Raw genomic sequence first — 13,221 nt, forward strand, 5'->3', positions numbered from 1 at the left:
CGAGCCTTGCCACGCAAAAGCCGTCGCGGCCCAGGCCAGGTCCGGTGTCGCTCGACGCCCGGCTGATCCGGGCCGAAGACGATCGGCGCGAGGCTTCTCCGATATCATACTCAAAAGCCCGGGGAGAGTGACGCCAAGGGGAAACCCTCGGCCGACGGCAGGGCCACTCGAGAGGCCCGCCGGTCCCCGGTTCTACGAATGACTCGAGAGGCGGGACGGGAGGCCTTTGATGATGAATCTGCTTCGGGACGCGGGACTGTCGGCGATCGTGTCGAGCGACACGGTCGAAACCCTGGCCGGGGGCTTCCAGTTCACCGAAGGGCCGCTCTGGTGCCCGGACGGCTCCCTCCTCTTCCAGGACATCAAGGCCGAGCGGACCTATCGACTGGCGAGCGAAGGCGCCGTCGAGACGCTCCGCGAACGGACCGAGGCCGCCAACGGCCAGACGTTCACCGCCGACGGCCGGGTCGTCTTCTGCGAGCAGAACGGCCGAAGGATCTCGGCCATGGCCCCGGATGGGTCCGGCGTCGAGACGATCACCGAGCGTTGGTCCGGCAAACGACTGAACAGTCCGAACGACATCGTAAGCCGGTCCGACGGTTACCTCTACTTCACCGACCCCCCGTACGGGGTCGCCCCCGAGAACCGGGAGATCGACTTCCAGGGGGTCTACCTCCTCGAAGGACTCGGCGAGCCCCGGGTCCTCCTCGACGACTTCGAGAAACCGAACGGGCTGGCCCTCTCCCCCGACGAACGCACGCTCTACGTCTGCGACACGGGGCGTTATCACGTCCGCGCGTTCGAGGTTGAGCCCTCGGGGGCCCTGAAGTCCACCTCGGGTCGGGTCTTCGCCACCGTCGACCCCGAACTTCCCGGGGGGCCCGACGGGATGAAGGTCGACCAAGAGGGACGCGTCTACGTCGCCGTCGCCCAAGGCATCTGGGTCTTCGAGCCGGGGGGACGACTCCTCGGCATCATCGGCCTGCCCAAGCGTCCCTCGAACCTCGCCTGGTGCGGCCTCGACGCGAAGACCCTGGCGATCACGGCCGTCGACTCCGTCCACCGAGTCCACCTCCACGTCTCCGGGGTCCTGCCCCCGTTCACCCCCGGCCGCCCCTGATCGTGGCGAGTTAGGTGCCCGCCCGGTCGACGGCCGCGGGCACGACTCCGCACCGTCGCAACGTCCCGGACTCCGAGGCCGAACCCGCTTGTCGACAAATCCCTGAAATCGGCCTGTGACGATTTCTACGAAATCTCCGAGAGCGAACAAAGAAAGGATTGCGATGACACGATCGGTTTGGAATACTTGATTGCAAGGACCCTTGTCTGCACACTCATGATAGTCTTGAGAACCGCTTCATGAGATTGCTTGCGAGTCTCTCGCGATCGGCCATCGTCGTCGTGACAATCGCCTGCATCGGGTGCGACGAGCACGCAGGGGCTCTTCCCGTCTATTCGTCGATGGAAGAGCCGACGGTCAAAGGGGTGGTGAGGATCAATGGCAAGGCCGTCACCAATGGGACGGACCTCTCCCGTTGCTCGAACATCCTCCGTCCCAGTGCCCCCTCGCACTCCGCCCCAATCCAAAAAGACGGGACGTACTCGATCACGACGGTCGTCGGTGAGATTTATGTCGAAGTGAGCTGCAAGGAACTCCAAACGTCGAAGAATCGACGTTATGCCAACCTAGAATTGGATGTCAAAGTGGCGTCGGGCGAGACCTCGATCGACCTCGATCTCCCACCGAAGACCAAGACCGCTAGCCGATAACCCAGACGCACACGGAGGCACACGAGCTGGTGCACGCGAGCCAAGGACGATCCTGCGTCGTCGAGGCGTGTCGTGCCGCCTCGGCTATCCGATTGACTCTTGATGAAGGGAGAAGTCGTCGACGACCTCTCCCGACCCTTTAGGGACGTTGCCGCCCCACCGACCAACGCGACATCGAAGACGCTACCACTGGACGACTCGCCCAACCGTCATCCTCGCCCCAATGATGAGGAGGAGTGACGGATCATCATGAGCCGTTGACGCCGAATCGGGTCGACATCGATCGGCCTCGCCCAAAATCTTCGCCGCCGTTATTTCCACGCGACCTACGCTAGAGTCATAGATCGATCGAGGCCCCATACCTCCGCGTTCCGATCGGGGACCCGCGACGGCATTTCGCGTCGAGAAATCGCGAAGTGACCAAGGTGGAATCGTGCGCCTTGAAAACGGATCACTTCGATCGAGTTTGATGTAAGTTAGTGCAATGATAACTTTTTGCGACTTCGAAATTGTTGTTTTATAATTCTTCTTGATTTGTCTTGTTCGATTTGGTTTTACTGTCGCGGCAAGACTCAACCGGAACAATGGGTAATTCTGTTCATGCAGGACACTTAAACTTTTCGAAGACCCGTTTCGTTACTTCGAAAGAAAATCACGGACAACATTCGTTACAGTCCGACTCCCTGACGGGTTTCTCATAGGGTACGAGTCCTTCCATCCTGTTGAGGTACAACGAAACATGCCACGCCCGAAGCTCTCCACCTCCGGGGCAAGTCATTCGTCGCGAGTTTCTGCCCGTCGGCCTCATCGGACGGCGTCCGTGAAGCGAGTGCGGTTGGAATACCTCGAAGAGCGGACTCTGCTCGCGGCCCTCCCGATCCTGTCGATCAGCAACCCCGCCCCGTTTCCCGAGGGGAGCACGGGGACCAGCAACATGGTCTTCGTGATCAGCCGGTCCGGCGACACCGCCCCCGCGCTGTCGGTCCACTATCAAACGCAGAACGGGACTGCGGTCGCGGGCGTCGATTACGTCACGACCTCCGGATCGGTCAACTTCGCGGCCAACCAGACCTCGGCGACGGTGTCGGTGCCCGTCATCGGGAGCACCGTCTTCAAGGCGGACACGACCTTCACCCTCGCGATCCAGCCCGACATCACGATCGCCGGAAACCAGGACTTCGCCGTCTCCGGCTTCCCCACGTCGGCGACGGTGGTCGACGTCAACGGCGACGGGCTCCCCGACATCGTCAACGCCAGCTACGGCAGCGGCGGCCGGGTCTCGGTCCTCCTCAACACGAGCGTCGGCACCGTCTTCAGCCTGGCCTCGCAGATGACCTTCAGCGTGGGGAGCAACCCCAGCTCGGTCAAGGTCGGCGACGTCAACGGTGACGGGCTCCCCGACATCGTCACCGCGAACAGTGGCGCGAATACCGTCTCGGTGCTCTTGAACACCAGCACCGGCACGGCCGCCACCGCCTTCAGCCTCGCCGCGCAGCGGACCTTCGGCGTCGGAGGCTCCCCCAGCGGCGTTGCGATCGGTGACGTCAACGGCGACGGACTCGTCGACATCGTCACCTCGAACGCGTCCAGCAATACCGCCTCGGTGCTCCTGAACACGAGCACCGGCACGGCCGCCACCGCCTTCAGCCTCGCCGCGCAGCGGACCTTCGGCGTCGGAGGCTCCCCCAGCGGCGTCGCGATCGGCGACGTCAATAACGACGGACTCGCCGATATTGTCACGTCCAACTCGTCCACCAACACGGTCTCGGTGCTCCTGAATTCGAGCCCGAGCACGGCCGCCACCGCCTTCAGCCTCGCCGCTCAGCGGACCTTCGGCGTGGGCAGCTCCCCGAAGGCCGTCGCGCTCGGCGACGTCACCGGCGACGGGCTCCTCGACATCGTCACCGCCAACAACGGCTCCAATAACGGCACGAATAGCGTCTCGGTGCTGGTGAACACGACGACCGGCACCGCGGCCACCGCCTTCAGCCTCGCCGCTCAGCTCGGTGCGAACGCCGGCGCCAACCCGATCTCGGTGGCGTTGGGCGACGTCAACGGCGACGGCCTTCCCGACATCGTCGTGTCGAACTACACGAGTTCCTCGGCCACGGTCGTCCTCAACGCCCGCTCGGGGACCGCGGCGACCAGCTTCGCGCTCACGCCCTCCCACACCTTCCCCACCGGCGGGAGCCCCCGAGGCGTGGCCGTCGGCGACCTCAACGGCGACGGCCGGCTCGACATCGTCACCGCGAACTACGACACGAAGAGCCACACCGACTCGGTCCTCCTGAACACCACGACCCCGGTCTCCGTCTCCAACGGCGTGGCGACGGGCACGATCCTCAACACCAATTCGCCGGCTTCGGCGACCATCTCCACCGGGAACAGTCAGACGACCACGGTGGGCACGTCCTTCGCCACCCTCATGTCGGTCGCGGTCAAGAACTCGGGCGGCTTCCTCGTGCAAGGGGCCTCCGTCACCTTCACGGCCCCGGGCTCCGGGGCGAGCGGGCTGTTCACGGGCGGGCTCAGCAGCGTGACGGTCGTCACCAACGCGAGCGGGATCGCCACGGCGCCGGCGTTCCTCGCCAACACGATCGCCGGCGGTTACTCCATCATCGTGACCACCGGTTCCGTCAGCCCCCTGTCGATTAGCCTGACGAACTCCCCCGGCGCCGCGGCGGCCCTATCCCTCGTCCAGGGCGGCTCGCAAGTGGCGCTCGCGGGTCACCCGCTGACCAACTTCACCGTCCAGCTCCTGGATGCCTACGGGAACGTCGTGATCCAGCCGGGCGTGGCGGTCACTTTCACGGCACCTTCCCCCGATGGCTCGAACGGGACATTCCCCGGCAGCGCCACGACGGCCACCGGGACCAGCGGCCCGAGTGGCCTGGCGACGGCACCAACCTTCACGGCCGGCCCCAATGTCGGCTCGTACGTGGTGACGGCGTCGTTGGGCGGCGCCCCCCTGCTCTCCATCCCGTTCACCGTCAAGGCGGCCTCGACGACGTCGGTGACCGCGTCGCCCGCGAACCCGCTCGTCTTCGGGCAGTCGGTGACCTTCACCGCCACCGTCGCCCAGTACATGGGTTCGGGCACCCCGTCCGGCACCGTCAATTTCTACGACCTCAGCAACAACCTGCTCGGTAGCGGCTCGCTCAACGGCGCTGTGGGCAACGACCAGGCTACCTTCACCACGTCCACGCTGCCGGTGGGGACGACCAACGTGAAGGCCGTCTACGTCGGCGACACCTCCTACGTCGGCAGCGACACCACTTACCTGCCGGTCCAGGTCCTGCAGGCGACCACGACGACCCTGGCCTTCAACGCGAACCCCACGCTGGTCGGGACTCCGGTGACGTTGATCGCGACCGTCACCGGGATCGGCAGCCCCACGACCCCGACAGGGTTCGTGTCCTTCCTGCTGAATTCGACCGTCATCGGCTTCGGGGCCATGGTCGACGGGGTGGCCACATACACCACCTCGACGCTGCCGCTCGGCAACGACTCGATCACCGCCCAATATCTGGGGACCGCCAACGTCTCCGCCGCCAGCACGTCGAGTGCCTCGAACCTCCAGGTCACCCAGGCGGCGACGACGACGGCGATCGCGACGACCGGGTCGACCTCGGTCAAGGTGGGACAGGCCGTCAGCTTCACCGCCACGGTCGGCAATAGCAGCGGGACGACGACCCCGAGCGGCACGGTGGCCTTCTACAGCGGCTCCACCTATCTGGGGTCGGCCGTCACCATCAACGGGATCGCGAGCTTCTCGACGTCGAGCCTGCCGGCGGGGACCGCCCCCGTCGTCGCCAACTTCATCGGCAGCAGCGGGTATGCCCCCAGCCAGTCGTCTGGGCTCTCCATGTCGGTCACCCTGGCGGCCACCAGCACGACGCTCACGACGTCGGCCTCGGCTCCGGTCGCGGCGAATCAGGCGGTCACTCTCACCGCGACCGTCGCGAACCTCGACATGTCGTCCTATCCGATCGGCCCCGTCGGCTTCTACCTCGGCACCAGCACGTTGCTGGGAGTCGGTGGCCTGGTCAACGGTGTGGCCTCCTTCACGACCTCGAGCCTTCCGGTCGGGACGCTCTCGATCACGGCGAAGTACCTCGGGACCAGCGAGTTCGCCACGAGCACGTCGACCGCGAATTCGGTCGTGGTCACGAGCGCCTCGTCCCCGACCAATCCGACGTCCTCGGTCGCGACGAGCACGACCCTCAGCTCGTCCGCCCTTCTTCCGGTCAACGCGGGACAGTCGGTCACCCTCTCGGCCAGCGTGAGCAACCTCGCGGGCCCCGCCACCCCCACGGGCGTCGTCCTCTTCTATCTCAGCGGGGCGAATCCGACGCTCCTCGGCTACAACAAGCTGGCCAACGGCTCGACGTCGATCACCATCGGCAACCTGCCGGTGGGCAACAGCACGGTCTACGCCCAGTATCTGGGGGCCGGTAACTTCGCCGCCAGCACGTCCGCGACGGTTGGCCAGTCGGTCAATCTCGCCCCGACCACCACGACGGTCACGAGTTCCGCCCCCGGCGGGGCCGCGGCAGGCCAGGCGGTGACGTTCACGGCGACGGTCAGCGGTCCCTCGGGCCTCGGGAGCCCGACCGCGGGTGTCGCCTTCTACCTCAACGGGACGACCTATCTCGGCGTCGCCGGCCCCGTCAATGGCGTGGCCACGTTCACCACCACGGGCCTGCCCGCGGGGGCGAACACGATCACGGCGATCTCACTCGGGTCGAGCACCTTCGCCGCCAGCACCTCCTCGCCGCTGGCCCAGCAGATCAATACGGCCACCACGACGACCACCCTCGCGACATCGGCTCCCAGTGGGGTCGCCCAGGGCCAGACGGTGAAGCTCACGGCGACCGTGTTGTCCGGCGGATCGGGCGTGGCGAAGGGGTATGTCCTCTTCACCTACACCAACACCAACGTGGTGATCGGCTACGCCGGCGTGGCCAACGGGGTCGCCACTCTCGCGACGACGACGCTGCCGGTCGGCACCACCTCGATCACCGCGCATTACCTCGGGACCAGTAGCTATGCGGCGAGCGACTCGTCCCCGCTCTCGCAGCTCATCACCGGCACACCCTCGGGATCACCGGTCGTCGCGAAGGCCACGACGACGACCCTCTCTTCGTCGGCCCCCGGGGCCGTCGGCGCCGGCGACTCCGTCACCTTCACGGCGACCGTCGCCGCGTCCGTCGGGACGCCGACCGGCTCGGTGGCGTTCTACCTCAACGGCACCACGTTCCTCGGCTTCGGCAGCCTGAGCGGAGGGGAGGCAAGCTTCACGACCACGCTGCTGTCGGTCGGCACGAACGCCATCACCGCCACGTATCTCGACACCCCGCAGTTCACGTCGAGCACCTCGGCAGCGGTCTCCCAGGCCGTGAACGCCGTCTCGACCACCACGACGATCACCGGAACTCCCTCCGGTGTCCTCGCCGCCGGTCAAACGGTGAGCTTCACCGCCCACGTCACGTCCTCCAGCGCCGCGGCGACGCCGAACGGCTACGTCCTGTTCTACAGCGGCAGCACGCCGCTCGGCTTCGCCTACCTGAGTCAAGGCGACGCGACCTTCACCACCTCGGCGTTGGCGGTCGGGAACAACGCGATCACCGCGCAGTATCTCGGGACGGGGAACCTGCTGGCCAGCACCTCCGCCCCGCTCTCGAAGACGGTCAACTCGGCGACGACCAGCACGACGATCACCTCGTCGTCCCCCTCCGGATTCATCGCGGGCCAGTCGGTGACCTTCACGGCCACCGTCGCCAACGTGACGAATTCGATCGTGCCGACGGGCTACGTTGCGTTCTTCTCCAACTCGACGACCCTGCTCGGCTTCGGGACGCTGGTCAACGGGGTGGCAACCTACACGACGACCAACCTGCCGATCGGCACCGTGTTGATCACCGCCCAGTACCTCGGGACCAACAGACTCATCGCGAGCACGTCCTCGCCCTTCGCGCAGGTCGTCAACGGGCCCTCGACGCCGGGTTCGGGTACTCCTTCGAGCGTGGCGACGACGAGCACGACGATCACCTCGGCTCCGTCCGGCCCGGTCGCCTTCGGCCAGGGGGTGACCTATACCGCCACGGTCAACAACCTCGACGGGGCCCCCATCCCCACCGGTACCGTGGGCTTCTATCTCAACGGTACCACGTTCCTGGGTTACAGCGACCTCATCAACGGCGTGGCGAGCTTCGCCACCGCCTTGTTGCCGGTGGGCAACAGCAACATCACGGCTCAATATCTGGGGACTTCCAAGTTCGCCCAGAGCACCTCGGCACCCTTCGCCCAGTCGGTGACTCAGGTTTCGACCACCACGAGCCTGGCCTCGTCGACCTCGACGCCAACCCCGTCCGGACAGACGGTGATCTTCACGGCCACCGTCGCGAACAGCACGACTTCGGCGACCCCGACCGGCAGCGTGGCGTTCTATCTGAACGGCAACGTCTGGCTGGGATCCGCGACCCTGATCGACGGCGTGGCCACCTTCTCCACGTCCTCGCTGCCGATCGGCGGTGGCACGATCACCGCCCAGTTCGTCGGCTCGTCGGGCTTCGGGGCCAGCACCTCGGCCGGCACCGCAGTCACGATCAATGCCCTGGCGACGTCGAACGTGCTCACGCTCTTGACGTCCTCGTCGATCAGCGTCGGGCAGGCTGCCAAGTTCTCGGCGACGGTGTCCAACCTCGCCACCGGTGCCGTCCCCACGGGCACCATCATCTTCCTCGACGGATCGACCCTCCTGGCTACGGTGGCCCTCAGCAACGGCACGGCGACGTTCGCGACGTCGAGCCTCACCTACGGGGTCCACAACATCGTGGCGATCTTCATCGGGACCTCGAATTACCAGGGAGGCTCGTCGAACTCCGTCTCCGTCTCCGTTTCCTAATCTCTGATCCTGCTCGAAGTCCCTCAACGCGGCGGGCCACCGTCCGGATCTCGAAGGATCCGGTTCGGTGGCCCGCGGCTATTCCCGGCACGAAATTAATGACTAACCATAGTCACAAACCACGAATTCAAACAAAAACAAAACACTTATACAATTTACCATAAACAGCACAGTAGAATCACACTCCAAACGCATTCGATGACGCCGAACTTATCAACAACAAATTGATTCCATCTGCGAATATCTGCGGATCGACTTCGGCCCCTCAGACTTGCCCCGCCGCGTGCCAGGGCACGCGGCGAGCAGCGGCCATCAGACGTAAGTGCTGGCGTCTTCGTAACGATAGTCGGGATCGGCCTCCCAACGGCTACGATGGTTGTCGAGTCCCCGCATGCCGCAACGTTCGAGGATCGTGTTCGCCTCGGCCTCGCGGCCGTCGGGGGTGTCGATCATGAGGAGCACTCCGCCTCGCTCGAGCCCGGCCTGGTAGGTGTGAGCGTCTTCCTCAGAGGCCCCCAGGTCGATCAGCGAGCCGACGACGCCTCCCGTGAGCATTCCTGCGGCCCCCCCGCCGACGATCGCCGCCAAGGGGCCGGCCACCAGGATCGGGCCGACCCCCGGGATCGCGAACGCGGAGAACGCGAGCGCGAGACCGGCTAGACCGCCAACCAACCCCCCACTGACGGCGCCGAGGGCTCCGCCGTAACTCGAGTCCGACTCCGCCACCACGCCCGTGTCCTGCGATTCGACGCCCAGCCTCTCGTTGTGCCCGCGCAGCAACAGGCTCATGTCCGCCTCTCGGAATCCGGCGCGACACAACTCATCGATGGCGTGCTTCGCCACGTCTCGAGACTCGAATAACCCCATGACGGTCCCCATCTGTCGATCTCCTTCCACAACAAAGATGTCGAGATCCACGGCCGAGGTCGTCCGGGACGACGTCGGAACCTTGAGAATTGATGGAGAATAAGTCGCAAGATTCATGCCAACCTCCTCGCGAGCCGAAGACCTCCCGGGCCCGTGGCCATCTGTCCAAGGGGATCCGATCACCACCTTCGGGTTCATCTCCGGAGCTCCTCCGCGGAGTCGCCAATCCGGGAGAGATTCCCTTGAGGAGCCGGCCTTCCGCGACCGAAGTTCATCAACGATACGCGGGCAAGAGCTGCCAACGCCCCGGGGACGACCGAGGGGCGAAGGCGAGTTTGCCGATGATACTTCGGGAACGAGATCGGGACGCCCAAGACTCCCGGCCAAGTTCCCGAGTCGCCTTCAGGCGGTCGGTTGGTTGACAAAGCCTGCACGCCTGTCTCTGTAGATGACGCGGCGAGGATCCCGGGGCACGCTGCGCGTGACCCCGGCTCCCGGAGAGAATCATCCGGGATCGGCCCTCAAGGAGAGAGGATTTCGACGATGCGACGGATCGCCGTGCTGAATCAGAAAGGCGGGGTGGGCAAGACGACCTCGACCGTCAACCTCGCCGCCGCCCTGGCGGCCGAAGGCCACAAGACGCTCGTCCTTGACCTCGACCCCCAGGCGCATGCGACGCTCCACCTCGGGCTGCTTCCGGGCCGGTCGGGCCCCTCGCTCTACGAGGTTCTGACGCAAAACATGCCCCTGGAACAGGTTCGCCGCGAAGTCGCGCCCAACCTGTACATCTGCGGCAGCCACATCGACCTGGCCGGGGCTGAGCTCGAGTTGATCGGGACGGTCGGCCGCGAGGTGATCCTCCGCGACCAGCTCGAGGCCGACCCCGTCAAGTTCGACTACATTCTGATGGACTGCCCCCCGTCGCTCAGCATCCTGACGCTGAACGCCCTGTGCGCGGCGAAGGAAGTCCTGATCCCCCTCCAGGCCCACTTCCTGGCCCTGCACGGGCTCTCGAAGCTGCTCGAGACGATCAACCTGGTGGCCAAGCGAGTGAACCGCGACCTCCGAGTCCTCGGGGTCCTGCTCTGCCTGTACGACGCCGGGACGCGCCTCGGCGGCGAAGTCATCGAAGACCTCGACAAGTTCTTCGACGGCAAGCAGCGGACCGGCTCGACGCCCTGGTCCGACGCCCTCCTGTTCCGGACCCGAATCCGGCGCAACATTCGGCTCGCGGAGTGCCCGAGCTTCGGACAGTCGATCTTCCAGTATGCTCCGAGCAGCCGAGGGGCCGAAGACTACGCCTCGCTCGCCGGCGAAGTCCAGGGCCGCGAGCCCGCCCCGCTCTGGCTCCCCGCCGATACCCGTCAGGATTCGGCCCATGAGGAAGTCGCCGCAGCGGTGGTACAATCCTGACGAGGTCCGGCCAATCGTAGGCCGGCACCATCCCAAGGGCGGGGCGAGAACGCCTCGCCCGAGAGGTGACCGGGAAGGCGCCGCCTGATGCGATGGGTGGGGATCGACGAGGCGGGGTACGGGCCGAACCTCGGCCCGCTCGTCATGACGGCCGTGGTCGCCGAGGGGCCGGAGCCCGACATTTGGTCCGACCTCGAGGCGACCGTTTGTCGCGCAGGCGGGGCGACCGACCGGCTCTGGGTCGATGATTCCAAGGCCATCCTGAAGGCCCGACGCGGCCGAGACCGCCTGGAAGCGGCCTGCCTGGCCGCGATCGCCGCGTCGGGGCAAGGATCACCCAGTACGCTCCTCGAGTTGTTTGAAGCGCTGGGGGCCGGCACGCCCGACGACGTCGAAATCGCCCCGTGGCTCGACGACGAGCCGACTCCCTGGCCCCTGCCCCAGACCCACGAACTTGTCCCCCAGATCCAGGCGTTGCGGGCATTCGACGCGGCTCCCTGGCGGATCGCCGAGATCCGCACGGTGGTGGTGGGACCGTCGGCCTTCAATGCCAGGCTGGCCGGATCGGGATCGAAAGCAACGGTCCATTTCGACGCGTTCTCCCGACTGCTCCGCCCGCTTTGGGAAGGAACTCCGGACGGTGTCACGACCCACGTGCGGGGCGACAAGCACGGCGGCCGGCATTTCTACCTCGACCTGCTCCTTGGCCTCTTCCCCGACGCCTGGATCGACCGCGGACCCGAGGGTCCCGAGCTGAGCCGCTACACGATCCGAGCGGGCGCCCGTCGCCTCGAACTGAGCCTGGTCCCTCGTGCCGACGCCGAAGACGGGCTGGTGGCGCTCGCATCCATCGTAAGCAAGGCCGTCCGAGAAGCGTGGATGGACGTCTTCAACGCCTACTGGGTTGCGAAGATTCCAGGTCTCCGCCCCACGGCCGGTTATCCGGTCGACGCGACCCGGTTCCGCAAGGCGATCGAGCCCGAATGCCTCGCGATGGGGTTCGACCCGATCCACTGGTGGCGAAACAAATAGACGCAGGGCGGCCTCTCCCCCGAACCCCCGATCGGACGCACCATGCCGAGTTCTTCGAACGCCCTGCCCCGCGACTTTCGGGTCCTCGTCACGGGGGCCGGAGGCTTCGTAGGGGGTCACGTTGCGCGGACCTTGGCCGCCGAGGGCTACATAGTCCGAGGACTGACCCGTCGTCCTCCCAAAACGGCCGCGGGCGACCCTCCGATCGAATGGGTCATCGGCGACTTGCGCGAAGCCAGGGATCGCGATCAGGCGTTGGCCGGGATGCGCGGGGTCATCCACACGGCGGGGTGGGTGAGCCTCGGGCCGGACCCTTCGGGGATGGGTCACGCGGTCAACGTCGAGGCCACTCGAGCCCTCCTCGATCGGGCGATCGAAGTCGGTGTCGAACGATTCGTTTATACGTCCACGCTTTGGACGGTCGCCGCCGGGACGAGCGAGGCGCCGGCGGATGAGTCCTCGCCGTGGAACCTCGACCCGATCCGCTCCCCGTACTGCGACTCGAAGCGCGAGGCCGAACGGATCGTGCTCGAGCGGGACGCGCCGGGTTTTCGGACCGTGGTCCTGTGCCCGGGCCTGGTCGTGGGACCTCGCGACGTCCGCCCGACCTCGACGCGGGTCCTGCTGGAGATGTCTCGCTATCCCTTGGTCGTGCTGCCGAGGGGAGGCATCCCGATCGTCGACGCTCAAGTCGTCGCCAGGGCCCATGTTGGGGCGATGGAACTGGCCGAGTCCGGCAAACGGTTCGTCGTCGCCGGGCCCTACCTGAGCTATCTCGAGATGGCGGCCCTCGTCGCGGCGATCGCGGGCAAACCTTGGAAGTCCCTGGTGATCCCGGATGGCCTCCAGGGCCCCCTCGAAAAGCTAGGTACGCTAGGCGGCCGCCTCCGAGGTCGACGTACCACCGAGCTCTCTGCCGCCTCGGTCGCGGGCGGGTTTCTCCAGCTCCACGTCAGCGGTGCCCTTGCCGATGCCACGTTCGGGCTGGGCCATCCCCACCCGGCCCAGTCGATTTTCGACGCCCTCGACGACTCCCGACGCGCCGGCCGCGCCCCCTGGCTGCGAGGGCTCAGGCATCCCGACGAGGTCTTCGGCCTGGCTTCGACTTGACCTCAGTCGCCGACAAATCACAAAAATGCGATCAGACTTTAGTCACAACAACATAACATCGCCAAAACTCATCATACAAACACATATATACAATACAAGCCCGAAACGCTAGCGAGTGAATC

General features: G+C 65.9%; 7 protein-coding genes. 6 read left to right on the forward strand and 1 reads right to left on the reverse strand.

Annotated features, from left to right (window positions below):
* The first annotated feature begins 229 nt into the window (after positions 1-229).
* From ACYOEI_RS10980 to ACYOEI_RS10990, 3 genes are all read left to right on the forward strand, one after another.
* Positions 230-1,120: an SMP-30/gluconolactonase/LRE family protein gene (locus ACYOEI_RS10980; protein WP_462849516.1), complete on the forward strand. Its 891-nt coding sequence runs from the start codon at positions 230-232 to the stop codon at positions 1,118-1,120.
* Positions 1,121-1,359: 239 nt separating this feature from the next.
* The gene (locus ACYOEI_RS10985; protein ID WP_462849517.1) at positions 1,360-1,770 is read left to right on the forward strand and encodes a hypothetical protein; all 411 of its coding nucleotides are present in this window, start codon (positions 1,360-1,362) and stop codon (positions 1,768-1,770) included.
* Positions 1,771-2,590: 820 nt separating this feature from the next.
* Positions 2,591-8,677 (forward strand): Ig-like domain repeat protein, encoded by a 6,087-nt coding sequence (locus ACYOEI_RS10990; RefSeq protein WP_462849518.1) that lies wholly within the window; start codon positions 2,591-2,593, stop codon positions 8,675-8,677.
* A 312-nt stretch (positions 8,678-8,989) separates the two neighbouring features.
* On the opposite strand, the gene ACYOEI_RS10995 is transcribed toward ACYOEI_RS10990, so the two are convergent.
* Positions 8,990-9,556 carry a hypothetical protein gene (locus ACYOEI_RS10995; protein WP_462849519.1) on the reverse strand — a complete coding sequence of 189 codons (567 nt, stop codon included), beginning with the start codon at positions 9,554-9,556 and terminating at the stop codon, positions 8,990-8,992.
* Positions 9,557-10,087: 531 nt separating this feature from the next.
* Here ACYOEI_RS10995 and ACYOEI_RS11000 point away from each other — a divergent pair.
* The 3 genes from ACYOEI_RS11000 to ACYOEI_RS11010 all read left to right on the forward strand — a co-directional run bounded on the left by ACYOEI_RS11000 (position 10,088) and on the right by ACYOEI_RS11010 (position 13,099).
* Positions 10,088-10,957, forward strand: coding sequence for a ParA family protein (locus ACYOEI_RS11000; protein WP_462849520.1), 870 nt, complete (start codon positions 10,088-10,090; stop codon positions 10,955-10,957).
* A gap of 87 nt (positions 10,958-11,044) precedes the next feature.
* On the forward strand, positions 11,045-11,989 hold the full coding sequence (locus tag ACYOEI_RS11005; RefSeq protein ID WP_462849521.1) for a ribonuclease H family protein: 945 nt from the start codon (positions 11,045-11,047) through the stop codon (positions 11,987-11,989).
* A 42-nt stretch (positions 11,990-12,031) separates the two neighbouring features.
* On the forward strand, positions 12,032-13,099 hold the full coding sequence (locus tag ACYOEI_RS11010; RefSeq protein ID WP_462849522.1) for an NAD-dependent epimerase/dehydratase family protein: 1,068 nt from the start codon (positions 12,032-12,034) through the stop codon (positions 13,097-13,099).
* Positions 13,100-13,221 lie beyond the last annotated feature (122 nt).

It is taken from the genome of Singulisphaera rosea (assembly GCF_054877945.1).